The sequence below is a fragment of the Nocardioides sp. Z38_18 genome (assembly GCF_058215695.1).
Window position 1 is genome coordinate 17,672 of sequence record NZ_JBZAJE010000003.1, and the last position, 24,266, is coordinate 41,937.

Below are 24,266 nucleotides of genomic sequence, written 5' to 3' on the forward strand. Positions count from 1 at the left end.
CGAGGCGGCGTTTCTCCCGAACTGGTTGATTTTCGCCCGAAATTGACCGGTCTGGTGTGATACTGACGCCGCGCGTTCTCGAGTGCGTGCCCCCTGCAGACTCCGAGACGCCGGAATCCGAGGTTTCGTCGTGCCCGTCTCGCCTGCCCTGCCGCGCCTGCGCGCCACCGTCACGGCCCTTGCGCTGGTCGTTGCCGGTCTCACCGTCGTCGCCGTCGCGGCCCCTGCCCGAGCAGACGGGCCGGTCACGTGGACCGGGGCGGTCAGCGAGCTGTGGTCGGAGCCGGGGAACTGGGCCGGCTCCGCCGTACCTGCGAGCGGGGACGACGTGGTCTTCCCGGCCGGTGCCGCGCGCACCAGCTCGGTCAACGACCTCGACGCGATCACGGTCCGGTCCCTGACGTTCGCGGCTGCCGGCTACCAGATCTCCGGGAGCGGGCTGAGCGTGAGCAGTGCCGTCAGCGTCACCCACACCTCGGGCACGACGACCAGTGCGGTCGACCTGACGCTCCTGACAGGGGACCTCGACGTGGCGAGCGGCGGCACACTCACGCAGACGGCTCCCGTGCAGGGACCGACGGGGCTGGAGCTCACCGGCGGCGGGACGCTCCGCCTCACCTCGGCCGCGAACCCGAGCGGCGGCGACACCACTACGGTCACCTCCGGCGTGCTCCAGGTGGACGGGGCACACCCCAACCCGATCGCCCTCGTCGGCGGCACGCTCGCCGGGACAGGCACCGTCGGAAGGGGGTCGGTCACCGCGCCGTCGGTGCTCGACCCGGGCAGTACGACGGGACCGGGGGTGCTCACCTCCAGCTCGACCACCGACGTCACGCTCGCAAGCGGCTCCACGTTCCGGGTGGATCTGGACGGCAGCACGGCCGGGTCGGGCTACGACCAACTGGTGCTGACCAACCCCTCGGCCGTGTTCAACCCGAACGGAGCCACCCTGGACGTCGACCTGGGCTACCTGCCCGCGGTGAACACCAGCTTCCAGATCGTCTCCCAGGAGGCTGCTTCCCCGGTCACGGGACGGTTCAACGGCATCTCCCAGTTCGGCACCCTCGTCGAGGGCCCGGTCACCTTCTCGGTGGGGTACTTCAACTCCGGGATCACCCTGACGGTCACCGCAGTGGTCGCCCCACCCGCACCGACCGCGAGGGTCGTGGTCGCCGACACCAGCCTGCGGGTGGGGGAGACCTCCACGGTCACGGTGACCTTCAGCGAGGCGGTCAGCGGATTCTCCGCAGCGGACCTGACCGTGCAGAACGGCACCGTCTCCAACCTGACCTCCGCGGACGGTGGCGTCACCTGGACGGCGACGCTGACTCCGGGTGCCTGGGTGACCGACACCACCAACGTGATCACTCTGGACAACACGGGCATCGTCAGCAGCCGCGGGTCGGCGGGCACCGGCACCACGGTGTCCAACAACTACGCCGTGGACACGATCCGGCCCACCGCGAGCATCGCGCTGTCTGACACCGCCCTCGCAGTGGGGGACACCTCGACGGTGACGGTGACGTTCAGTGAGGCGGTCGCCGGGTTCACCCTGGCGGACCTGGCCGTGCCGAACGGGGTCGTCTCCGGCTTGTCCTCCGCGGACGGTGGCGTCACCTGGACGGCGACGCTGACCCCGAATGCCGGTGTCAACGACGCGAGCAACGTGATCACCCTGGGCCTCACCGGGGTCGCGGACCTGGCCAGCAACACCGGCGTCGGCACCACGGACTCGAGCAACTACGCCGTGGACACGATCCGGCCCACCGCGAGCATCGCGCTGTCTGATACCGCCCTCGCAGTGGGGGACACCTCGACGGTGACGGTGACGTTCAGCGAGGCGGTCACCGGTTTCACCACAGCGGACCTGAGTGTGCCGAACGGGGTCCTCTCCGGGCTGTCCTCCGCGGACGGTGGCGTCACCTGGACGGCGACCCTGACCCCGAATGCCGGGGTGAGCGACGCGAGCAACGTGATCACCCTGGATCTCACCGGCGTCTCGGACGCGGCCAGCAACACCGGCGTCGGCACCACGGACTCCAACAACTACGCCGTGGACACGATCCGGCCCACCGCGAGCATCACGCTGTCTGACACCGCCCTCAGGGCCGGGGAGACCTCGGCGGTGACGGTGACGTTCAGTGAGGCGGTCGCCGGGTTCACCACAGCGGACCTGAGTGTGCCGAACGGGGTCGTCTCCGGGCTGTCCTCCGCGGACGGTGGCGTCACCTGGACGGCGACCCTGACCCCGACTGCCGGGGTCAGGGACGCGAGCAACGTGATCACCCTGGACCTCAGCGGGGTCTCGGACGCGGCCGGCAACGCCGGCGTGGGCAGCTCGGAGTCGAACAACTACGCCGTGGACACCGTCGTGGTCGTCCCGAGTGACAAGGTGGCTCCGGTCTCGCAGGCCTCGTCACCCCGACTCACCTCGGCGCGCACCTGGACGGTGACCTACCGCGCCTCCGACGCATCGGGGATTGCCTCGGTCGACCTCTTCGCCCGAGCCCCCGGCGCGAAGACCTTCACCAAGGTCGCCACCGACGCGGCACGGCAGGACGGCAGGTTCACCTACACCGGCACCGCCGACGGCGGGCACCAGTTCCGCACCGTCGCCACCGACCGGGCAGGCAACGTCGAGTCCGCGCCCGCGCGGCCGGACAGCTCCACCGTGCTGGACACAAAGCCGTCCTCGCTGCGCCCGGCGACGGGACGCCCCGCGATGACCTTCGACCTCAGCAAGCGTCGGCCCAGGATGCTGAGCGTCCTGGTCAGCGAGCCCGTGACTGCCAGCTTCACGATCCGCAAGCGCGGCAAGGCAGTCCGTTCGTTCAGCACCCGGACCAGCGCCGGCACGGTCGTCAAGCAGCACTGGCGCGGACGCGCGGACAACGGTCGGCGGGTCGCGCCCGGGCGCTACCGCCTGGTGGTGGTCGCCCGGGACGCCGCCGGGAACCAGTCCTGGATGAACGTGCCCTTGCGGGTCACCCGCTGATCACCGGCGGCGCCCGTCGCCCCAGGTGAGCGCCTTGCCCGGCGCGCTGACCTCGGGGCACTGGCCACTCTGTAGGCAGGCCTTCGCGACTCCCTGTCCGGGCCCGACCGCGTAACCGTAGGAGCCGCGTTCGCCGGCCTCCGGCAACGCCAGCTGGTCACCGGCGTCGCTCGGGTAGGTGAGGTGCCAGGTCGTGTCGGTGGTGGACAGACGCACCGCCCGGTGGTCGGCACCGACCCAGAGGTCGTACGCCGGGCGGGCCGGGTCGAGCGGGCCGTCCTCGGTGGTGCCGGTGGTGCGCAGCCGCAGCGCAGGCTGCCCGTCGACCACCTCTTCCGTGGGCGCGACAGTGGGATCGATGCGGAGGTGCTCGATGCGCCAGCGCGGGTCCTGGCGGGTGTAGTCGAAGGTGAGCATGCGGTTCAGCCCGAAGCCCGAGGGCGTGCACGTCCACGGCTCCGGGTCGAACTCAACGACGCCGTAGGACTCCGCGACCAGCCCCGAGAGTCGTGGGCGGAGCTCGCGGTCGAAGCAGGCCTGTCCGCCGACGAGGAGCAGCGACGCGCGTCCGTCGCCTCCGTCCTCCGGTGCTGCCGCGGAGTCGGCTCGCCAGTCGTCCTCTCTGGCGAGGAAGGTGTAGGTGTGCTCCTCGCCGTCCTTCGATCGGGTCGTCTCCGCCCGCATCGGGGTCGCGGCGGAGGCCCGGCGTACGCGGGTGAGCAGCTCGGCGGGGTCCTCCTCGGCCAGTGCGGTCATGGCAGCCAGGGGATCGGCCCGCTCGGCGGTCCGGACGGATCCGGGCTCGCCCGTGGGGGCGGCGCACGCGCCGGTGAGCAGGAGCAGGGTGCCCAGCGCTGAGCCGCGCAGCCGATTGGTCGTCAGCACCACTCACGCACCCCACGTGGTGAGAGCGAGAGGTCGCGAAGCACGACCGGCAACCTGGCGCCGTAGGCGGCGCAGGTCCAGCGGAAGTCGCTGCGGCGGTACTCGATCGCCAGCACCCGGCGGCCGTAGTGCGCGACGTAGTCGCCGCACTCCCGGTAGCGGCCGCACTCCTCGGCCACCGCGAAGTCGAAGCCGACGCGGCGGCCGTCGAGCTCGGCGAGGTTCTTCTGCCCGACAGCGAGCCCGGCCCGATGGGCTGCCCCGACGAGCAGCCGGGCATAGGCGACGGCGTGCTTGCGCTTGAGCTGGCCGCGGCTGCGGGTGAACGAGTCCAGGTTGTCGAACTCGACGGCCTGGAAGCCGCTGCGGGCGCAGCCGGTGGTCCAGGCCCCGACGATGCGGGCCAGCTTCTTGCGCTTCTTGGCGGTGCGGAGGTTCAGCAGCCACTCGCCCCACGCGGAGTCGACGACCTGGCGGCCGTTGCGCTTCAGCAGCAGGCCCGATCGCTTCCGCCAGAACCCGGCCTCGCTCGCCTGGGTCTGGAAGCCGTTGACGTAGCAGACGTTGTAGCGGCCCGGCACCGGTCGCGACGTACGGTCACGGACCACGATGCCGACGTTCGCCGGCACCGACCGCGCTCCACCGAGCTGGTAGTCGACGTCGGTGCCCACCGGCAGCGGGCGGACCGCCGCCTGGGCCGGCACCGCCGTGAGCAGCAGCAGTGGAGCCAGGACGATCGCGAACCAGCGCAGCATGGGGCCTCCCGCGGAATGAAGGTGAGTCTGACAGCGTTGACCCGTACACTGTGGGTAGAACAACTCAAGAGGGGCTGATTGGTTTCGACTGGGGACGTTAGTCCCAGGAGAAGCGGGTCGAGAAGCCAACGTCATCTCGTAAACGTTCGTTGGAACCTATAGTTGCCGAATCTAATCGCAACGACTTCGCTCTCGCTGCCTGAGCAGTGATCGAAGGGTCAGACCGGGCATCCGTCCTCGTCCCGGACCCTGGCCTCATTCAGAGGACTTGCTGATCACCTCCTGTCAGGAGGGTTGATCGGGACTTAATCCTGACTGGGCCCGTCGGCACACTGTTCGTGGGAGTGCCGGGGCCGAGAAAATCGCTATCACGAACTGCACCCGGAGAAGACCTGGTACGGCGCCACAGGACGCGGGTTCGATTCCCGCCAGCTCCACCATGGCATGTTCCCGAAAGGGACGAGCCAATGTTCCCGAAAGGCCCTCTTGAAGAAGCGTCCGGAGCCCGCAAGGGCCCCGGACGCTTCTGCGTACCACTAGCGCGGCGCCCAGTCGGGGTGCGGGGCCAACGGGCACCAGTCGGCGGGTTACAGCGTCCCCGCAGGGACTGGCTACCCCTGTTCGCGGGAGCACCAGTGGCCCCAGCCGCAGAGCGGTGGGGCAGTCAGGTGGCGTGTGGAGTTCGAGTGGACGACTCGTTGGCTACGTCCGCAGCGGGGTCACAGTTGCGTGTTTGGCGCGCGCCCTGCGCGGCTGCCGGTTCTTCGTCAGGCGGCGGGCGGAACCGGGAGGTCCCGCGGTCCGTGGTGCATGCAGCACCACCGGCCGCGGCGGCGTTGACGGCTGCTACCCCCACAGGCGGCTCCGTCCATCCGAGTCAGGGCCATCGGTCGGCTACGACGATTCCCCGGTCTCGGACCAAGGGCGCGTATTCCTCGCCGACCTGGCCAAACCTGATGGCATCCTCCACGTGCTCGAAACGCCCCAAGGCTGTCCGCGATGCGACGACTTCTTCGGCAATGTTGCGCGGTAGACGACACACCGAGCTCAACTGCTCAGCCGTTGCAAAGTTCAGCTCCAGCAGGCCACCGTCGTCGTACCCGTGCTGTGACTCCGGTCGCCCTACCCCCAATTCTCGAGCCATCATCGGGTCCTTGGCGGCAAGTTTTCGTGCCTCCTCCCTCTTCCTCCGTGCCTGCTCGACGACCGCCATCGCACCCTGGTTGCCGGACGGCGGGGTGGCACTGACCGAGGGGCTGTAGACCTCTCGTCTGAGGCCGATCAGCAGGAGCGTCGCCACCACCACGACCGTGAGCAGGACGAGCGCACCCACGTCCGACAGCCAACCCGTCGGCTGACCGGCGTCGTCAGTCGGGGACAGACCCACCAGTACGAACCCGAGGAGGCCCCCGGCAGCCAGGGCCGCGCCGATTTTCCGAAGCTGCGGCCTGTCGAGGCGAGAGGCGGCGTGGAAGAAGGGCACTGCCGCCAGCAAACCAGCGGTGGCGATGGTAACGACGAAGTACCACTTCCCGGTGGGCTCGCGCGGAGGTGGAGGTTGCCACGGAACTTGAGGCGGCCCTGGCGGCGGTGGAGGAGGAGGCTGCCACGGGGGTGGAGGCGGAGGCCCCGGAGTCTGCATCGCAATCCTCTCCACTCGTACTGGGTTGGTGTGCGGGTGTCACCGGGCTGACAAGGTCGGTTGCCCCGACGAGATTAAGCCGGTTATCAGGCTGGCAGCAGTCACCTGACGGTTTAGATGCATCCGAATGCACTGTGGTGCCGTCGAGTGTCGTAGTGCGCAAGCCGGCGCGCAAGGGCTTCGGTTCGTTCATGGACCTCCTCTGATCGACCGCGTGCCGGCAGCATGCAGGTAGGCGTACTGCGCCGGGTGCGCCTTTCCGGTGTCCCGGCGCATCCAGGTATCAGCTTGTCTGGGCCATGGGCTGCGGTGTAGTCGGCGAGGACGACGAATTCTTCGACCGCTCCCAATATCCAGACCCGGCATCCGAAAACGGATCGTCGGTTTCCACGTCCCTACGTGAGTCTGCGGTCAAGACCTGCGCCCGTGTTCACGTCCCCCACTGGCTTCCACGTCGGCGCCTACGTGAAGGTCGACGAGCATGGCCAGGTGGTCAAGAAGGCCGCCTTCAGTCTGCGCGAGTGCTGGTCAGGCTCTCGTATTCGCACACCGGGTCGGGGCAATCGATGACTTACGCGTCGCCGCCAAGGAGCCGGCGGATGTCACTCACTTGGGCGACCAGGTCCTCAACGAGTTGTTCGCCCACCAGGTCGCCCCGGATGAGCAGGGGCAACCAGAGATGGCGATCGTCGGTGCGCGCACGAGTGCGGTGGTCCGAGCCGAGGATGACGTCGCTGATCGCCTGGAAGTGGGGAGTGGTGCGGTTGTAGCGCAACCACAACGGCGAGTCTCCCTCATCGGCGAACCGGCTGGCGAGGCCGACCGAGGCGCTGCTTCTTCCGAGCGGGTGCCCCCCGGGGATGTAGCGCATCGGGTCGTAGCCGTCCTCGTGCTGGATCGGCCACGTCTTGCCGCCGGGGGCACGCAGTCGCTGGGTGACCTGGTCGACAAGGGTCGCGAGGTCGTCGGCGCGATCCCTCCATCCTGGGCCGGACGCGGCCTGTTCCAGCGGCCGCATGTGCAGCCCTCCCAGGGTGAGGCACAACTCGCGCAGCTGGACCAGGTCGGCCGCGACCGAGTCGGGCGTGGCCGGAAGACCCGCAGCGGCGGTGTCCCAGTCAGCCAGCCAAGTGTCCCAGTCCACCACCAGGAAGCGGGAGTCGTACGGTGGGAGACCCGCTTCGTCACGCTGAACCAGCAGTTCAGCGTGCGCTCGCTCTGCCTCGTCGACCCGGTGCGGGGGCACCAGCGCCACGATCACTCCGACGACTTGCCGATCAGGTTCCGTCTGGGGGACTCCGAGGCGTCGAGACTGGTCGTCGAAGTAGGACCGCAGCTGTCCGACCGTCAGCGTGGCGCCGAACTTCGCCTCCACCATGATGAGCGGCCGACCGTCGTCACTCACCCCCTCCAAGTCGGGTCGGCCGCCATCTTCGTGGACCGCCTCGGCCTGGAACTTGGTCACCGCCGTCAGGTCTGTGCCCGAACGGCTCCCGAGAAGGCGCCGAGTCGCCACGGCAAGCACTGGGTCCTCTAGCAGCATGGCCAGGGCTTGTGTAGCAGCGACCTCGCCTCGTCTTGTGAACCAGCCAAGTCCGGCCAATCGTCCGAGGAGAGCGCGGCGCGTGGTCTCCGTCATCGCGCCATCCTAGGAGCACGAGGCGCCGGCGCCCGGCCGGCGCCCGGCCGGTGACCGGCCGGTGACCGGCTATCCGCCTGGATGCCCGTGACCTCACGTGAACTGCAGCGTGGTCAGCAGCTGCGGGGGGATGGAAGGCACCTCGAGCCGATGCAACATTTTGACGGCCGTCTCGACTGAGAGTTCGGTCGGCGACGCGTTGACAAGGGACATGATCGCCTTGACCGTCCCCGACGCATGACACACCGTCACGTTGCCCAGTGTCGTTTCTTGCAGGGTGACCGGGCCCCCGAAGGCAAGGAGACTATGAATGAACCCGACCTGGATCGGGGGTTGGGCCTCCATTGTCGAAGCGAGGACTTGCGACTGTTCTCGAGCCTGCTTCCGTGCCTTGGACATCCCGAGTAAGGGCTTGCCGTTCACAACTGGTGGACCGTTGAGGGGCACCGACAGGAGACCATGGCTTTTCGTGTTCTTCTGCTCAACGGTCACGACGCCGCGAGCGGTGATGACTATCGCGTCGACCTCTCGTTCCTGGCGTGCAGTCACGACTGAAACGTTGAGCAGCACCACTGCGTTGACGATGAGTTCACTGAGGTGCCGACCGAGAGTTCTCTCGCCGTCGGTCGTGGCAGGGGAGCAGCGCAACAGCAAGCTGCCCCTTATGCCTCGTTCCCAGCGCGGTAAGAAGTCTGCTTGTTCAGTCTCCGTACTCGGTATTCGGATGCCTCGGCGTTCGACTCCCCGGGTAGAGCCGGTCAGGGTGGTCCGATGATGAATGGGGGTTGTGCCCTCTTTCGGGGGAGCCGCCGAGTTTGGGTTCGGGCTTGGTTCATCTTGGGCAGGTGTAACCGGGACCGAATCAACCTGCTCGCGCAGCATTCGTAAAGCGGCGTGCGAAAGTTCAACTGCCTGACCGTTTCCCAGGCGAGTGTGCAAGTCGGTCCACAGGGTCCCGTCAGGTTGGGGACGCTCATCGTCGATGGCGAGGATCCACAGGGCATGATCCACGGCGTCGGTATCCTTCCCCAACAGCTCGCAAAGGTCGGAGAGGGTCAACTCCAGACCAGCAGAACGTTTGGCTGGAGTCTCCGGAGTTTCTAGGCCCGGGCCTTCAGCGCGTGACGTAGTCGTCGGGGTGCTGGCTGGCGTGATGCTCGGTGGTGGTGGTCTTGGGTGCCACCTCCCACCGAGGGAGTGTATGAAGTGGTCCGCGGTGAGTAGATCGAGTAGCTGCTGCTCTGTCACGGGGGTGCGACGCCCACGCATAGCTGCCAGCAAGGCTCGTGTCGTCAGGCCGGGATGGAGTCGGATCAGTTCTTCCAGGACTGCCATGGCCTCCGGGCGTGAGATACCTCCATTCGGTCCCTGGCCTCGATTCACGCGGACCACAGTAGGGCAACGGCGTGATGTCCGGAGAGCGATCGAAGATCTGTCTGGCAGGTCTCTGACCTGCGAGAACAGTGAACTTTGTGGAGACCTGTGGCCCTAACCTGTGGAACGCGCCCGAGCGCGCGCGGATATGTGCAGGTCAGGCACCTTTCGGGAAACATGCCAACAAGGGTGTTCGAGAATAGAACGGAAACGCTTCGCGAAATCCCCGCCCAAGAACAGCCCTCTTGACCAGAGTCGCCCCCTCAACACCCGGGGGGCGGCTTTGGTCGTCCCCCACAACGCTTCGGCCAGTGGAGTTCCGGGGGAGCTGGTCCCGGGCGGCCAGCGTTGCGCACCTGCCACAGCTGCAGCATGTGTGGCTTGAGTCGACGCGCCGACGGCACCCTCAGCTGCGCAACCCTCGCCGCCGATACGGTTCCGAGGCCAAGGCGCAGAAGGTCCGGGAGGACCGCACGAAGGAGCTGGAGCGCCGCCAGCGCCTGATCGACGAGACCAGGGACGCGTACCGGGCACTCCCCGAGTTGCACGCGCCCGTTCTCATCCGTAGCGCGGCCCTCTTCATCGACCCGGCGCGGCCTCTCCCGCCGCAGCTCACGGCTGTCCGCGAGTCTCCGAGAGGTGAACGCCGCCGTCTCCCGAACCAGCAAAGTCACCGCATGGCGCTTAGGCTCCGGGCATGGTCTCGCTTCGCAGTGTTGAGGTAGGGCGCGTCCTTGAGGCGGCCGCGTCGCAGTCTCCGGTCAAGGCAGTGGAAGCCGTTGCCCGCGAGCTCGGTGAGGTCTTCGACGCCGAGAACGTCTCCCTGCTCATCGCCGACCTCTCCGGCCGAGCGTTGGTCCGCTTGGCACACGTCCCACTGAAGAAGGGCACCGAAGGCGGTCGGGATCTGCCGGGGGAGGGCGAGAGGCGCGATTCCGAGGAGTCCGCGACCGTGCTGCCCTTCGACGGCGGCCCCGAGGAGCAGGCCGTACGCACCCAGGATGTCCAGGTCATCGGGCCCGGGCAACGGCACAAGAAGTGGTGGCGGGTGCTGGCACCGGTCACCGAGCGAGGCGAGACCGTAGGTCTGCTAGAAGTGCACCTCCGCACCGAACCCTCCTCGGAGACGGTCGAGGAGCTCGCGCTCGTTGCGCACCTACTCGCTCTGATCGTGATCGCGAACCAGCGCCACACCGACCTGTTCGAGTGGGGGCAGCGGACCCGTTCCTTCAGCCTGTCCGCGGAGATACAGCAGCGACTCCTGCCCGGTCCGCGCACCTGTGAGGCCGACGCGTTCACGCTCTCGGGCTGGCTGGAACCGGCTGCGAGTGTCGGCGGAGACACCTTCGACTACAGCCTGGACCGCGACGTCCTGCACCTGTCGCTGACTGACGCCATGGGACACGGCGTGAACGCGGCCCTAACCGCGTCGCTGTGCCTGGGAAGCCTGCGCGGCGCCCGCCGCAGCGGAGGCAGTCTCCTAGAGCAGGCGCAGGCCACGAACACGGCACTGGCCGAGCATGCCGCTTCTCGCGACGCCATCGACTACGCCACCGGCCTCCTGGTGCGCATCAACCTGCGCACCGGTACGTGCGAGATCGTCAATGCCGGGCATGTCGCCCCGTACCTGATCAGGGACGGGGAGGTGGCCGCGCTGGAGCTGCCCGCGAACCTGCCCTTCGGCATGTTCCCCGACACCCGCTACGACAGCATCGAGGCCACCCTGCAGCCGGGTGACCGCATCGTCCTGGTCACCGACGGCATGCTCGAGCACAACCTCGAAGCTCTCGACCTGACCACGGTGATCGCACAGCACCCGGAGTTGCATCCGCGCGAGCTGGTGCGTGCGTTGGCCGACGGCGCCCTGGATGCCGCCGGGCACGAGCTCAGCGATGATGCGACCGTCATGTGCCTGGACTGGCACGGGACTCATACCCAGGACCGGCCCACTGGTGGCGGCGCCGACCGCGACCGGGCCAGCAACCGCCTTCCCCACCAGCTCGCCAGGTGAGGACGCAACCTGAGCCGTTGTGCAAGATTTGCGCTTGGCGTGTGCAGCCGTGGGGAAAGCGGCTGAAAACGAGCCCCTGACCTGCGCGTTCGATTCTCACTAGGACCCCACCAAGGGGTCTTCGCAGAATGAGCGAAGATTCTTCGCAGATTGCGACCTGGCAGGTTTGCCAAGGTCAGCCCTCTTACGGCGAGAGCCGCTCCGACTTCGGTCGGGGCGGCTCTTGCTGGTTGGGCGCGTAGCGATGTTGGGCGAGGCTGTGTCGTGCGCGGCGACATGAGCACCTTGCCGACGGCTTCGGGAGTGCTCCGGAAGGCGGGCCATGCCGTTCCGCTGCGGGACGTCGCCCTCCTCGCGGCTCCCCAGTCGGTCGGTTTCGCCCACTTGCGGGTGGGTTCCCCAACTTCTACGACAGCGTCACTGGAGTTCCAGGTCCCACGTGCCGATCAAGGTGGTTCCGTCCTCGGCGTAGAGGGCGACGGGAGCTTGGCGTACGCCGTCAGCGGTCAGGTCTACGTCTGCGCCGCTGATGAGGTCGTCGTACCTGACCCAGCCCTGGCGGCCGTCGGTGGTCGTCGCGGGCAGGTAGTCCGAGGCCGACTCTCCACCGGGCAGCCCCAGCGTCGCGCCGCCGGGCAACGTGCCCGAGGGTGGCTGGTAGGTGTCGGTGAACACTGCGTACAGGCGCCAGTGAGTGCCTTCCTCGACTCGCACCTCAAGCCCCTCCTTCGTCAGCGGCTCGATCTTCTGGGGATTGGCCGGGTCGGCGTGCGAGGTCGTGGGCACTGCGCCACGCTCGACCTTGACGTCACCGTCATCCGGGCCCTCGACGGACCCGGCTGGTGATCCACAAGTCGTGCCGTCGAAGCAGACAAGCTCGAAGGTGAGGTACCGGGAGTCGTCGGGCGGCGTGGGCAGCGCGACGTTCTGGGGTCCTACGCCGCTGATGATGACCGGCGGGGCCAGCAGGTGCGCGGAGGCGACCTCGTCTGCCGGAAGCAGTCCCGCCATCGCGACTCCTCCTCCGAACAGCACCGCCCCGCCGAGGCCCACGGCCACAACGGCCTTCGTACGGCGAGTGGGTCGTGCCCGCTGCTCGGGCTCGTCTGCGACAGCACGATGGAGGATCGAACGAGTCATCACCCCCACCTGCTCATCGGTCAGGGCCTTGGCGTGAGGGACCGGGTCGGTCTGCTTGATCGAGCTACGCAGGTCATTCATGGCAAGCCTCCAAGGCTTCGGACGCGCGGTCGCGCCTCAGGGATGGTGGGGAAGACGATTCGGTGCTCACGTGGTCCGTGATTCCCAAGGAGCGCAAGTGGACCTCCAGCCGTGAACGCGCCCGGTGGAGCCGGACCCGGGCAGCGGTCCGAGAAATGCCGAGAACCGTGGCGATCTCAACCGAGGACAGTTCCTCCCAGGCCCACAACCGCAAGATCTCGGCATCGCCCGGGCGAAGACGCTCCATGGCGGCCCTCACCGGGGACTGGGCACTCAGCCGTTCGTCGACGTCCTCGAACTCGTCGACACGTTCGTTCCGCCAACCCGCGGCCTGCTCCTCATAGCCCGCACGTCGTCCCTGACTGCGGTGCCCGTGGAGCACCTCTCGAGAGGCGACGGCGTACAGCCACGGAAGAGCGTGCTCGGGTACGCCGTCACGCTTGCGCCACGCCACCGCGAACACCTCCGCGAGGACGTCATCGGAATCTGGCCCGGCACGCCGCAGGCAGAACGCGCGTACCGCTCCATGATGACGACGAAACAGTTCTTCGAACCATTCCTCGTCACGGGCATCAACACCACTCTTCTTCGTCACACCCCGTTACTCCCGCCCACAATCATTGCGTTACACGTCGCGCCGGGCCATGAGTGGGATCGCGGGCGTTTCTGGTCCCGATACTTCCGGCTCATCAACTACCGGCCCTGCCGGCCGAGTGGCGACGAGCTGAACAGACGAGAGGATACGAAGGGTTCGAACGAGGCGTCCGACCGGCCGATGAGCGCTTGGTGGTTCGACGTCATCCTCGGGCACGGTCGAGATGTCCTCGACGACCTGCGCGGCTGGCGATGGCTCGCCGGAGCAGCCGTGCCGGGGGAGGTCAATAGTCCAAGCACATCGAGTTCCGTATCTGCCGCTCGCCGCACGCGCTGCTGGTCCATGGACCCCGGTCTTCGACGTGCCACTACTCGACACCCGTCTCTGAATCGCCGGCTCGTCAGGTGTACCGGTCAGCTCCCGCCGCGTGAGCGATCTGACCGATTTGCGCATTTCCGCACGCGGGCCGCGGGCCGTCGTTACGCTCGCACCCTCCCCTCAGCTGGCTCTTCCTTGTCAGTCGAGCGCGGCTCAAACCGCTCTGACAGAGAGGCAGTTCGCCATGCACAGCAAGGTCATCGACCAGCACGCCGGGCCACAGCGCACGCACATCATCACCTTCGAACCGGGTGAGGAGGCCGTCCAGGGCCTGACCGACTACGTCACGAGCCGGGGCATCGCCACGGCGTCCTTCACCGCGATCGGCGGCTTCGAGCACACCAAGCTCGGGTTCTTCAACCTCGAGACCCGAGGCTTCGACCCGGTGGCTTTCCACGATGAGCAGGTCGAGGTGTTGAGCCTGTCGGGAGACATCCTCACCACCGACGACGTCCTCTTCGTGCACGGCCACGTCGTCGTCGGACGACGTGACGGCACGACGGCAGGCGGGCACCTCCTGGAGGGGGCGATCGACCCGATCCTCATCGTCACCCTGGTCGAGCTCGAGGACCACGAGGTCCAGCACCACCACTGACCTGCACCGCCCGGCCCGCCTCCACGGCGGCCACCACAGCACCCCAGACCCAGGAGACCCCTCATGAGCATGGACCCCGCACAGGATCCCGCGAAGATCATCAAGCTGCCGGCCGGTGGCGGCCACGGCCTCTGGGTCTTCGGTGACCTGGACATGATCAAGGTCGACGGCGAGCAGACCGGTGGTGAGTTCACCCTGGTCGAGACCGTGGTGCCCCCGCGCTCCGGCCCGCCGATGCACATCCACAAGAACGAGAGCGAGTCCATCTACGTGCTCGAGGGGGAGGTCCGCGTGGTCGCCAACGGCCTCGACTTCACGCTCGAGCCCGGCGGGTTCTGCTACATGCCCAAGGGCAGCCTGCACAAGTTCGAGAACACGCTCGAGGAGCCCAGCAAGATCTTGCTCTTCTTCACGCCTCCCGGCATCGAGGGCTACTTCGAGGGCCTGGGTACGCCGTACATCCAGGGTGAGCCGTCTCCGGGCCGCGTGATGGACCGCGAGCTCCTCGACCGCGTCGCACCCGCGCACGGCATCGTCCCCTTCTTCGACGACCACGGCAACGCGCTGTGAGCGACGCCGCTGCTGCGCCGCAGCCCGCGGTCGGGGGTCTTCACCTGGCCGAGTGGGCCGCCGAGCTCGCCGGCACCGCGATCCTGGTGTTCGCCGCGCTGTCGACCGTCACGGTGATGTTCCACCAGGGAACGGTCTTCGAGGAGTGGGTGCCCTCGACGAAGGTCCGGCTGCTCCTCCTGGGCATCACGTTCGGCATCTACATCTTCACCATCGCGCACAGTCCGCTCGGACGGCTCAGCGGCGCGCACCTCAACCCCGCGGTCACCCTGGCGTTCTGGATGACCGGCCACGTCCACCGTCATGACCTCCTCGGCTACTGGACCGCTCAGCTCGTGGGCGGTGTGCTCGGCGCGACTGCGCTGCGGCTGGTCTGGGGCGACACCGCGAGAACGATCGACTACGGCGCGATCAGCCCATCAGTGGATCCCCTTGTCGCCGTGCTGATCGAAGGCCTGATGGTCGGCTTGCTCGTCACCGCGATGTTCGTCTTCCTCTCCGCGGCCAGGCTGGCCTGGTGGACCCCGGTGGCCGCCGGCACGATGGTGGCGCTCAACACCTGGCTCGGGTCCGAGTACACCAACACCGGGCTCAACCCGGCTCGTACGCTCGGGCCCAACCTCGTCTCCGGCACCTGGCTCGACTGGTGGGTCTACCTCGCGGGTCCGGTCATGGGAGCGCTCCTCGTCGCGCTGCTGTGGCGAGCCGGCCCCCGGTTGATCCTCACCGCCAAGCTCGTCCACGACCCGGCGTACCGCTCGGTGCTGCGCACGCACCTGCCGGCCCGTTCCGCCGACGCGACCGCCCTGCCGTCGTCTGCGCCCGCCGAGGTGCCCGTCCGGCAGTAGTAGTCCAGCAGTACGACGACCGGCCCGGTCCTCCACGTGGAGGACCGGGCCGGTCGTCGTACCGGGTGTTGGGTGCCGGGGTGTGGCGCGCCCGGGTCAGCAGACGTCGATGGCCGGCGGGCCGGTCCAGCTGCCGTAGCCCTGGCCCTTGGCTCCGGGCGGGTTCGCGCCGATCGTGGGCCACAGCAGCCCCTCGGTGTAGGACGCCGGCGAGACCACGTGGGTGCCGTCCGGTCGGCGTCCGGCATAGAGGTCGCGCCACTCCTGGGGGAGCTGGTACCACGTGCCGACGAACCACATCTTGATCACGTTGCGGGCGATCGGCCCGAGCTTGTCGTCGCTGAGGACGCGGGTTCGCAGGCCTCGGTCGAGCTGGTGCTCGTCCCCCGCGGCGCCGTCGACGACAGAGGTGAAGGTGCTCAGCAGCTCGCCAAGCACGACGTCGCCCACCGCATCCATGGTCGTCGACAGATAGGCCTCGGCCTGGCCGGTGCCGAGCAGCCGGAACCGTGAGTAGCCGGTCAGGGTCGCGGAAAGGCCGAGGAAGCTCTCGAGCAGGTCGTCGTCGGTCATCTCAGGACACCTTCACGGGGCTGAGCGCACGGAAGACCGGGGCGGCGTTGACGCCGGCGCGACCCGGCATCGGGTTGCGGATGATCCGGGCGGCCAGCTCCTTGATCCGGAACATGTCGGCCACTGCCGGGAGCAGCAGGTCCGGACGTCCGCCGAAGGCCTCGGTGAGCCGGGCGAGGAAGTCGCCGTACGCGGCGCTGAACGCCGTGACCGCCTCCTCCAGCTCGCCGGTGCCGGCGTAGTGGTCGAGGTCCGCGTCGGCCAGTACCGGGTAGACGGCGTCCCAGTCGACCTCGAGCGGCGGGCCGGTGGGACTGCCGGCGTCGTCACCGGGTTGGTAGTAGCGCCCGAGTAGCAGCTGCTGGAACCGGTAGAAGTGGGCGAGCTCGCCCTCGTCGTCGAAGATGCCGCCGCCGTGGCCTTCCCCCTGCTCGCTGATCAGCCGCATCGCTGCGGCCGCGGACACGGCGTCGGTGACCTTCACGATCGCGCCGCCGCCGGAGTAGTAGTACTCGGGGCCGACCTGGCGGCTCGGGTCGCCGCAGAAGAGGTCATCGCCCAGCTCGTCGTGCAGCCGGGCCAGGCCCTCGCCGATCTCGGCGTAGAACTCGCCGATGCTGAAGAAGTGCAGGTCGTCCTCGTGCGCGTCCACGGTGGGGACGAGCGCCCGGTCCGAGCGGTCTCGCGACACGAAGCGCTGGTCCTCGGCCATGGCGGGCCGCTCGATCTTCAGGAATCCCTCGATGGTCTCCCGCGAGAACGCGCGGGTGCCGACCTCGAAGTCCTCCTCGCCGTCGGGCAGGTGGGCCGGGTAGACCGGCACGAAGCCCTCCGCCAGCAGGTCCGGAGTCCCGCCGACGGCATTGAGCAGGTTGGCCGCGAGGGTCAGGTGGAGCATCTCCTCGACCGCGACGACCCGGATCACCTGGTAGGCGTCGGCGTTGCTCGAGGGGTGTATCGAGTAGAGCGCGGTGAGGTAGGGCGGGATCGTCGCGTGCTCGAGCTGCATCGCGACATGCAGGTAGGCGTGCAGGTCCTCGACGGTGCTGATACGGCGCAGGCTCATGCGGTCATCCCCCGATGGTGATCGACTGGCGGGTGATCTGCTCGGCCACGATGTGGTCGGCGGTGCGGAACGCCAGCGCAGCCAGCGTGAGGGTGGTGTTGGAGCTGCCGATGTTCGGCATGCTTCCCGACCCCACGAGGAAGAGGTTGCGGTGGTCCCACGAACGCTGGTGGTCGTCCACGACGGAGTCGTGGCCCGAGGTGCCCATGATGTGGGTGCCCGACCAGTGGTTGCCACCGCGGATGACGTATCCCTCGCCCTGGTGGGAGACGAAGCCCGGGTCGAGCGGGTCGTACCTGGTCTTGTCCTCGGCGCCGAGCCGCTGGAACAGCCGGCGCGAGATGCGACGGCTCGCCGCGACGGCGTCCATCGTGTAGTCGGGCAGCGAGTAGGAGATCACCGGGCGGAGGTTGCCCAGCGCGTCGGTGAAGCGACCGTCGACCGTGATCCGGTTGCTGGGCTCGGGCATCAGGTCGATCATGAACGACAGCATCAGCTGACGTGAGATCCGGTCCACGACGCCGCGACGCAGGGCCGTTCCGTAGGCGTTGGCGTTGTCGACCAGGTCGATCAGGTCGGTGTACGGCGCGCCCGTGGGCCAGGCCCAGCCGTCGTTGTGGATGCTCACCCGGATCGATGCGTGCCGGCTGCGGAAGTCGCCGGCGCGGAAGTCCTCGATCCCCGAGGTGCACTGGGACCCGCGCATCGTCCCGGCGACCTCGGGAAGGATCCCCCACGTGAGCAGGTACGCGTGGTCCATCAGGTTGCGACCGACCAGCCCACTGCTGCTCGGCAGCCCCGAGGCCAGCAGCAGCCGGGCGTTCTCGACCGCGTTGGTCGCGAGCACGTAGGTCGTGGCCCGCAACGAGCCGGTGACGTGCTCGGGCGAGGTCGTGGAGCCGTAGGCCTGGTAGTCGACGTGGCTGATCAGACCGTCCTCGCCGACGTTCACCCGGGTGGCGACGGTCTGGGTCAGGATGTCGATGCGGCCGGTCTGCAGCCCGATCGACAGGGTCTTGCGCGAGTTGTACTTGGCCTGGACCGGGCACAGCGGGACGCAGTTGATGTTGCCCTGGCACCGACCGCCCTGGTCGATCTGGTGGGTGCTGACGGCGCCGACCGGCTCGAAGCCCTTGCCGCCGTCATAGCCAGCGTTGGGGATCCCGTTGCGGGCCTGGGGCGTCGTCCTCACCTTGACCGTGCAGGTGGTGTCCTCGAGCTTGATCTCGGTGCCGTCGATGTCGCGGGCGACCACCTGGTCGAGGTAGGACGCCGGGAGGCCGTGCATGGGGAACACGTAGTCCGGCGGGAACGTGATGCCGTAGAACGACTGCTCCTCCACCTCGCCGGAGACGCCCAGCTCGCGCTCAGCACGCTCGTAGAACGGCGAGAGCTCGTCGTAGTTGATCGGCCAGTCGCGACCCTGGCCGAAACGGGTGCGGGTCTCGAAGTCCTCGGGGAGCATGCGCATCGTCTTGCCCTCCCAGTGCATCGAGGTCCCGCCCAGCACCCGGGTGTAGGTGCTGTCCATCTCGTAGGGGCCGTTCTGGATGAGGTAGCTCGTCGAGTCGGGGTGGCCGGCCTGGAGACGGCGTACGTCGGGGGAGCGCGGCATCGGTGCGTTCGGGTTGACCTCGTAGGCGGAGTTGTTGTCCTTTGCGGTCGCGCCGTAGAAGCGGGTCAGGTGCGTCTCGTACTCGGCGCTCGAGAGCTCCTCTCCCGGGCCGGCCTCGATGACGAGCACGCGCAGCCCCTGCTCGGAGAGCGACCGGGCCATGATCGCTCCACTGACGCCGGAACCGACGACGAGCGCGTCGTAGTGGGTGCGCGATGCTGCCGCGTGGTCGATCTGATCAGGCACGGTGGACCTTTCCGGATGCACTGCATGAGGTGACGGCAGATACGGGGAATCGTCGCCCCCGGCGCACCGGAAACGCTTACGGTGAGCATGCTTTCACCCGGAAGGCCCCCGCGTCTGGAGAGTGCATGAATCCCCTGCTGTATCAGGTGAACACCCGTGTGACCCTCCATGAGAGAGGTTGCGAGCTCGGCCGTCCGGCGACGCTCGACGACCTCCCGGATGCCTTCCTCGACGACGTCGCGGCGCGCGGCTTCGACTGGGTCTGGATGCTCGGTGTCTGGCAGACCGGTGAGGCGGCGCGCGCGGTGTCCTCGGCCAACCCCGAGTGGCTCGCGGAGTACCGGGAGGCGCTTCCTGACTTCACGCCCGACGACGTGACCGGCTCTCCGTTCGCGATCGTCGACTACACCGTCCACCGCGACTTCGGCGGCGACGAGGAGCTGGCCCGCCTGCGGGTTCGCCTGGCCGAGCGTGGGCTCAAGCTGCTGCTCGACTTCGTGCCGAACCACATGGCGCTGGACCACCCCTGGCTGGCCGATGCCCCGCACCGCTTCATCGGTGGCTCGGATGCCGACCTCGAGGCCCAGCCCCAGAACTACTTCCGCGCCGGCGAGCGCGTCGTCGCCCACGGGCGGGACCCCTACTTCGACGGCTGGCCGGACACCGCACAGCTCGACTACCGCCATCCCGAGCTTCGGCGCGCGATGAGCACCGAGCTCGCCCGGGTCGCAGCCCGCTGCGACGGCGTCCGGTGCGACATGGCGATGCTGCTCGAGCCGGAGGTCTTCCTCAGGACCTGGGGTGACCGGCCGCTGCCCGACGACGCGACCGGCCCGGCGGACGGCGCGTTCTGGCCCGCCGCGATCGCCGCCGTACGCGCGCAGCACCCGGGGTTCGTGCTGATGGCCGAGGTCTACTGGGACCTCGAGTGGCAGCTGCAGCAGCACGGGTTCGACTACACCTACGACAAGCGCCTCTACGACCGGCTCCGCGGCGACGACCCCGCAGCGGTGCGCGGCCACCTGGGTGCCGACCCGGAGTTCCAGGGCCGCTCGGCCCGGTTCCTCGAGAACCACGACGAGCCTCGAGCCGCCCACACGTTCGCGGACTCCGCCGCGCACCAGGCGGCCGCGGTCGTCACGTTCCTCTCGACCGGGTTGCGCTTCTTCCACGAGGGCCAGCTGCCCGGGCGCCGGTTCAAGGCGCCCCTCCACCTGCGTCGACGACCCGATGAGTCGGCCGACCCGGTCCTGGTGGCCTTCTACGACCGTCTCCTCGAGGTCCTGGCCGACCCGGTGCTACGTGACGGCAGCTGGCAGCTGCTCCCCACCCGGCCGGCGTGGGAGGGCAACCCCACTGACGGCGCCTACGTGGTGGCGGGCTGGTCAGCCGGTGCGGACGCGCCGCTGCGCTGGTTGGTCGTGGCCAACCTGTCCGGTGGGCAGGCCCAGTGCCGGGTCGGGCTCGGCACCGTGGTCGCGGCGGCCGAGACGGTGACGCTGGTCGACCGGATGCACGAGAACGTCGAGTACGTCCGCGACGTCGCCGATCTTGCGGTCAACGGCCTGTTCCTCGACCTCGAGCCCTACGGGTACAACGTCTTCGAGATCAGCTGACGCCAGTCGCCCGGGATCACAGTCGCCCGGGATCACGTGGCGTCGCGGCGGAACAGTGTGGTCGAAGGGTGCGCCCGCTCGTCGGCCAGGACGGTGGCCGCGTCGAGGGTGCCGAAAAGCTGGACCAGCTTGGCGACCAGCCCGGTCCACCCGGTCTGGTGCGAAGCACCGATGCCGGCGCCGTTGTCTCCGTGGAAGTACTCGTAGAACAACAGGTTGTCGCGCCAGTGCTCGTCGGTCTGGAACAGCTCCACGCCGCCGAACACCGGGCGCTTGCCCTCGTCGTCGGGCAGGAAGATCGAGACCAGCCGGTCGGACAGCTCGTGAGCCACCTCGAAGAGGGTGTGCTGGTTGCCGGAGCCCGTGGGCATCTCCACCGTGAGCTCGTCGCCGTAGTAGAGGTAGTACTGCAGCAGCGCCCGGATGATCATGAAGTTCACCGGCATCCACACCGGCCCGCGCCAGTTGGAGTTGCCCCCGAACATCCCGCTGTCGGATTCGGCGGGCAGGTAGCCCACGCCGAACGTCTGGCCGTCGAGGTCCAGCGAGTAGGGGTGGTCGCGGTGGAAGCGGGAGAGCGCCCGGATGCCGTGTGGGCTGAGGAACTCCTCCTCGTCGAGGAGGTAGCCCAGCACGCTGCGCAGCCGGGTCTCGTCGAGCAGGGAGAGCATGCGGCGGTCCAGGACACCCGGGACCGTGGGGTCGGCCATCTGGCCGAGCAGGTCCGGGTGGCGGGCCATGAACTCGGTGAGGCGGTCGCCGAGCACGCCGTACGACGCGGCCGGAACGACCGTGACCGCGCAGAGCGGGATCAGCCCGACCATCGAGCGGACCCGGAGCCGCTGGGACGAGCCATCGGGCAGCCGCAGCTGGTCGTAGAAGAAGCCGTCCTCCTCGTCCCACATTCCGTCGCCGCGCTCCATGGCGGCGGAGATGAACAGGAAGTGCTCGAGGAACTTGAGGGCCATGCCCTCGTACTCGGGCTCCTTGGCCATCAGCTCGATCGACAGCTCGAGCATGCTCTGGCAGTAGAGCGCCATCCACGCGGTGCCGTCAGCCTGCTCGAGCCGCCCGCCGCCGGGGAGCTGGGCGGCGCTCCGGTCGAAGACGGCGATGTTGTCGAGCCCCAGGAACCCGCCCTCGAAGGCGTTGGCACCCGTGGCGTCCTTGCGGTTGACCCACCAGGTGAAGTTGAGCGTCAGCTTGCCGAACATGTCGGAGAGGAAGGCGTGCTCGTCCTCCGCACCGTTTTCGACGGCCGGGACGTGGCTGAACAGCGTGGCCAGGGCGTGCACTGGCGGGTTGACGTCGGAGAAGTTCCACTCGTACGCCGGGATCTGTCCGGACGGGTGGAGGTAGCGCTCGCCCAGCAGCAGCCGGAGCTGGTCGCGGGCGAAGGTGGTGTCGACCATTGCCAGCGTCATCGTGTGGAAGGCCAGGTCCCAGGCTGCGAACCAGGGGTACTCCCAGCAGTCGGGCATCGAGATGATGTCGCCGGCGACCATGTGGAACCACCGGGCGTTGCGGTGGTCGAACCCTGCGGAGTCACGCAGCGGGTGCACGTCGCGTTCCTTGAGCCAGCGGTCGAGGTCATAGGCGTAGAACTGCTTCGACCACAACATCCCGGCCAGTGCCTGGCGCATCACCATCCGCCCGTCGGCCGAGACCGACGGTGGCGTGATGGAGGCGTAGAAGTCGTCGGCCTCCGCGCGACGCTTGGCCAGGACCTTGTCGGCGTTGGAGCCGAAGGGGGAGCGGGGCATCGACGCCGCCAGCCGTAGCCGCATCGTCACCGACTCGCCGGCGCCGATGACGTCACGACGCCGCAGGGCCACCTTGGTGCCGGTCAGGTCCGGGTTGACCGCCTCCTGCCGACCGGACACGACGGCGTCGTTGATGCCGTCCTTGACGTAGGGCATGGCGTTCTCGCCGCCGCTGATGCGGGCCCAGTTGGTCTCGTTCTCGGTCACCAGGACGTCGAGATCGTCCTCCCAGGCCAGGGTGCAGGGATCCAGGTCGGCGCTGTCCAACGTGATCCGGCGCGCCGTGGCGTCGGCGCTCAGTCGCGGCCGCGGCGCCTCCGGGTCGTCGGCCCACGTGTTGCGCAACCACAGCGTGGGCAGCAGGTGCAGCACCGCGGGGCCGGGCCCTCGGTTGGTGGCCGTGATCTGGATCAGCAGGTCCTCAGGACCGGACTTGGCGTAGACGACCTCGACGTCGAAGTAGCGGTGCTCGTCGAAGATCCCGGTGTCGACGAGCTCGTACTCGCCGACGTCCTTGCCGCGGCCCGCGTTGGTGCTCAGCAGGTCGGCGTACGGGAAGGCCGCCTGGGGGTACTTGTAGAGCGCCTTCATCCAGGAGTGGGTGGGCGTGGAGTCCTGGTAGAAGTAGTACTCCTTGACGTCCTCGCCGTGGTTGCCCTCGCTGTTCGTCAGCCCGAAGAGCCGTTCCTTGACGATCGGGTCGGCCTCGTTCCACACCGCCAGCGCGAAGCAGACCTGCTGACGGTCGTCGCTGATGCCGAGCAGGCCGTCCTCGCCCCAGCTGTAGGCCCGGGAGCGGGCGTGGTCGTGGGGGAAGGAGTTCCATGCGTCGCCGCCGGCGGAGGTGTCCTCGCGGACCGTGCCCCACTGCCGGTCGGAGAGGTAGGGGCCCCACTTGCGCCAGGCGACGCCGTCGACGTCGGCTTCCTGGAGCCGGTCGCCCTCCGCGGTGGCCATCCCTACAGGCCCGTCAGGTCGGCGATGTGCTGCCGGGCGACGCGGAACGCCTCCAGGGGATGCGCAAGGGCCGGGTCCTGCTCGGCCTCGACGACCAGCCAACCGGCCCAGCCGTCGTCGGCGAGCTTGCGCAGCAGCGGGGCGAAGTCGATGCAGCCCTCGGTGTCACCTGGGACGGTGAAGATGCCCTGGCGCAGGGCATCCCAGAAGCTCAGTGCCTCGTCGTGCATCCGGTCGAGGACGGGCCGGCGGAGGTTCTTGAGGTGGACGTGACCGATCCGGCCCTCGTGGCGGGTGAGGATGTCCATCGGGTCGCCGCCGCCGACGAGCAGGTGGGCGGTGTCGAGCAGCAGGTAGGTCTCGCCGGCCACGGTGTCGGCCACCAGCCGGTCGATGTCCTCGGTGGACTGCACGCCGGTGCCGGTGTGGTGGTGGTAGTTGATCCGGAGCCCGTGGTCGGTGGCGATCCGGCCCATCTCGCCGAGCCCGCGCACCATGGCGTCCCACTGCTCGTCGGTGAAGACCGGTCGGTTCGCCAGCGCAGGCACGGGCTGCTGGTGCACCGCGTGGGTGACCTCGGCGACGTACACGTCCTCCAGGCCGATGGCGTTGAAGAAGGGGATCTGGTCGCGGAAGGACTGGAGGGTCTGCTCGTACGCGCCGCCCTGCGAGGCGAACCAGGTCGAGACCCAACCGCCGGAGGGGACCAGGCCACGGACGTCGAGCGCGGCCTTCAGCGTCGTCGCGTCCGTGGGATAGGTGCTGCCCAGCTCGGTGCCCTCGTAGCCGGCGAGCGCCATCTCGCTGACGATCTGCTCGAAAGAGGTTCCCGCGCCCAGCTCGGGGAGGTCGTCGTTGACCCACGCGTTGGGCACAGCGGCGATACGGACGGTTCCGGCGGTGAACATGGATGCCTCTCAGG

At 68.5% G+C, this 24,266-nt stretch carries 18 protein-coding genes and 1 other RNA gene; 7 read left to right on the top strand and 12 right to left on the bottom strand.

What is annotated here, in order from left to right; genetic code table 11:
- Positions 1–130 precede the first annotated feature (130 nt).
- A complete protein-coding gene (locus AC4BGC_RS19440) occupies positions 131–2,995 on the top strand; it encodes an Ig-like domain-containing protein (RefSeq protein WP_490557250.1) in 2,865 nt (954 codons plus the stop codon).
- On the opposite strand, the gene AC4BGC_RS19445 is transcribed toward AC4BGC_RS19440, so the two are convergent.
- Both AC4BGC_RS19445 and AC4BGC_RS19450 read right to left on the bottom strand, forming a co-directional pair.
- Positions 2,996–3,880, bottom strand: a complete 885-nt coding sequence (locus tag AC4BGC_RS19445) for a hypothetical protein (protein WP_490557252.1) — start codon at positions 3,878–3,880, stop codon at positions 2,996–2,998.
- Positions 3,874–4,635: an endo alpha-1,4 polygalactosaminidase gene (locus AC4BGC_RS19450; RefSeq protein ID WP_490557253.1), complete on the bottom strand. Its 762-nt coding sequence runs from the start codon at positions 4,633–4,635 to the stop codon at positions 3,874–3,876. Before AC4BGC_RS19450 ends, AC4BGC_RS19445 begins: the two co-directional genes overlap by 7 nt.
- Before the next feature lie 70 nt (positions 4,636–4,705).
- On the opposite strand from AC4BGC_RS19450, the gene ssrA reads away from it, so the two are divergent.
- Positions 4,706–5,075: a transfer-messenger RNA gene (gene ssrA, locus AC4BGC_RS19455) on the top strand.
- A gap of 437 nt (positions 5,076–5,512) precedes the next feature.
- Here ssrA and AC4BGC_RS19460 read toward each other — a convergent pair.
- The 3 genes from AC4BGC_RS19460 to AC4BGC_RS19470 all read right to left on the bottom strand — a co-directional run bounded on the left by AC4BGC_RS19460 (position 5,513) and on the right by AC4BGC_RS19470 (position 9,251).
- Positions 5,513–6,118, bottom strand: coding sequence for a helix-hairpin-helix domain-containing protein (locus AC4BGC_RS19460; protein ID WP_490557255.1), 606 nt, complete (start codon positions 6,116–6,118; stop codon positions 5,513–5,515).
- Positions 6,119–6,848: 730 nt separating this feature from the next.
- A complete protein-coding gene (locus tag AC4BGC_RS19465; protein WP_490557257.1) occupies positions 6,849–7,682 on the bottom strand; it encodes a hypothetical protein in 834 nt (277 codons plus the stop codon).
- A 327-nt stretch (positions 7,683–8,009) separates the two neighbouring features.
- Positions 8,010–9,251, bottom strand: a complete 1,242-nt coding sequence (locus AC4BGC_RS19470) for a nuclease-related domain-containing protein (protein WP_490557258.1) — start codon at positions 9,249–9,251, stop codon at positions 8,010–8,012.
- Positions 9,252–10,059: 808 nt separating this feature from the next.
- On the opposite strand from AC4BGC_RS19470, the gene AC4BGC_RS19475 reads away from it, so the two are divergent.
- Positions 10,060–11,301 carry a PP2C family protein-serine/threonine phosphatase gene (locus AC4BGC_RS19475; RefSeq protein WP_490557260.1) on the top strand — a complete coding sequence of 414 codons (1,242 nt, stop codon included), beginning with the start codon at positions 10,060–10,062 and terminating at the stop codon, positions 11,299–11,301.
- Positions 11,302–11,718: 417 nt separating this feature from the next.
- Here AC4BGC_RS19475 and AC4BGC_RS19480 read toward each other — a convergent pair whose 3' ends face one another.
- Together AC4BGC_RS19480 and AC4BGC_RS19485 are read right to left on the bottom strand one after the other, a co-directional pair.
- Complete coding sequence (locus tag AC4BGC_RS19480) at positions 11,719–12,522, bottom strand: hypothetical protein (RefSeq protein ID WP_490557261.1); 804 nt, start codon at positions 12,520–12,522, stop codon at positions 11,719–11,721.
- Positions 12,515–13,117, bottom strand: coding sequence for an RNA polymerase sigma factor (locus AC4BGC_RS19485; RefSeq protein ID WP_490557263.1), 603 nt, complete (start codon positions 13,115–13,117; stop codon positions 12,515–12,517). Before AC4BGC_RS19485 ends, AC4BGC_RS19480 begins: the two co-directional genes overlap by 8 nt.
- Positions 13,118–13,679: 562 nt before the next feature.
- Between AC4BGC_RS19485 and AC4BGC_RS19490 the strand changes: the two genes are divergently transcribed.
- From AC4BGC_RS19490 to AC4BGC_RS19500, 3 genes are all read left to right on the top strand, one after another.
- On the top strand, positions 13,680–14,090 hold the full coding sequence (locus AC4BGC_RS19490; RefSeq protein ID WP_490548498.1) for a PPC domain-containing DNA-binding protein: 411 nt from the start codon (positions 13,680–13,682) through the stop codon (positions 14,088–14,090).
- A 63-nt stretch (positions 14,091–14,153) separates the two neighbouring features.
- Positions 14,154–14,660 carry a quercetin 2,3-dioxygenase gene (locus AC4BGC_RS19495; RefSeq protein WP_490548499.1) on the top strand — a complete coding sequence of 169 codons (507 nt, stop codon included), beginning with the start codon at positions 14,154–14,156 and terminating at the stop codon, positions 14,658–14,660.
- Positions 14,657–15,508 (top strand): MIP/aquaporin family protein, encoded by an 852-nt coding sequence (locus AC4BGC_RS19500; protein WP_490557264.1) that lies wholly within the window; start codon positions 14,657–14,659, stop codon positions 15,506–15,508. The genes AC4BGC_RS19495 and AC4BGC_RS19500 overlap by 4 nt, the downstream gene beginning before the upstream one ends.
- Before the next feature lie 96 nt (positions 15,509–15,604).
- On the opposite strand, the gene AC4BGC_RS19505 is transcribed toward AC4BGC_RS19500, so the two are convergent.
- The 3 genes from AC4BGC_RS19505 to AC4BGC_RS19515 are packed head-to-tail and all read right to left on the bottom strand — an operon-like array spanning position 15,605 to position 19,008.
- Positions 15,605–16,081, bottom strand: coding sequence for a hypothetical protein (locus AC4BGC_RS19505; RefSeq protein WP_490557265.1), 477 nt, complete (start codon positions 16,079–16,081; stop codon positions 15,605–15,607).
- Position 16,082: 1 nt separating this feature from the next.
- On the bottom strand, positions 16,083–17,147 hold the full coding sequence (locus AC4BGC_RS19510) for a ferritin-like domain-containing protein (RefSeq protein WP_490557266.1): 1,065 nt from the start codon (positions 17,145–17,147) through the stop codon (positions 16,083–16,085).
- Positions 17,148–17,151: 4 nt separating this feature from the next.
- Positions 17,152–19,008, bottom strand: a complete 1,857-nt coding sequence (locus AC4BGC_RS19515; protein WP_490557267.1) for a GMC family oxidoreductase — start codon at positions 19,006–19,008, stop codon at positions 17,152–17,154.
- Between the two features lie 125 nt (positions 19,009–19,133).
- Between AC4BGC_RS19515 and AC4BGC_RS19520 the strand changes: the two genes are divergently transcribed.
- Positions 19,134–20,624, top strand: coding sequence for an alpha-amylase family glycosyl hydrolase (locus AC4BGC_RS19520; protein ID WP_490557268.1), 1,491 nt, complete (start codon positions 19,134–19,136; stop codon positions 20,622–20,624).
- A 32-nt stretch (positions 20,625–20,656) separates the two neighbouring features.
- Here AC4BGC_RS19520 and AC4BGC_RS19525 read toward each other — a convergent pair whose 3' ends face one another.
- Positions 20,657–23,344, bottom strand: coding sequence for an MGH1-like glycoside hydrolase domain-containing protein (locus AC4BGC_RS19525; protein WP_490557269.1), 2,688 nt, complete (start codon positions 23,342–23,344; stop codon positions 20,657–20,659).
- A gap of 2 nt (positions 23,345–23,346) precedes the next feature.
- Positions 23,347–24,252, bottom strand: a complete 906-nt coding sequence (iolE, locus tag AC4BGC_RS19530; RefSeq protein ID WP_490557270.1) for a myo-inosose-2 dehydratase — start codon at positions 24,250–24,252, stop codon at positions 23,347–23,349.
- Positions 24,253–24,266 lie beyond the last annotated feature (14 nt).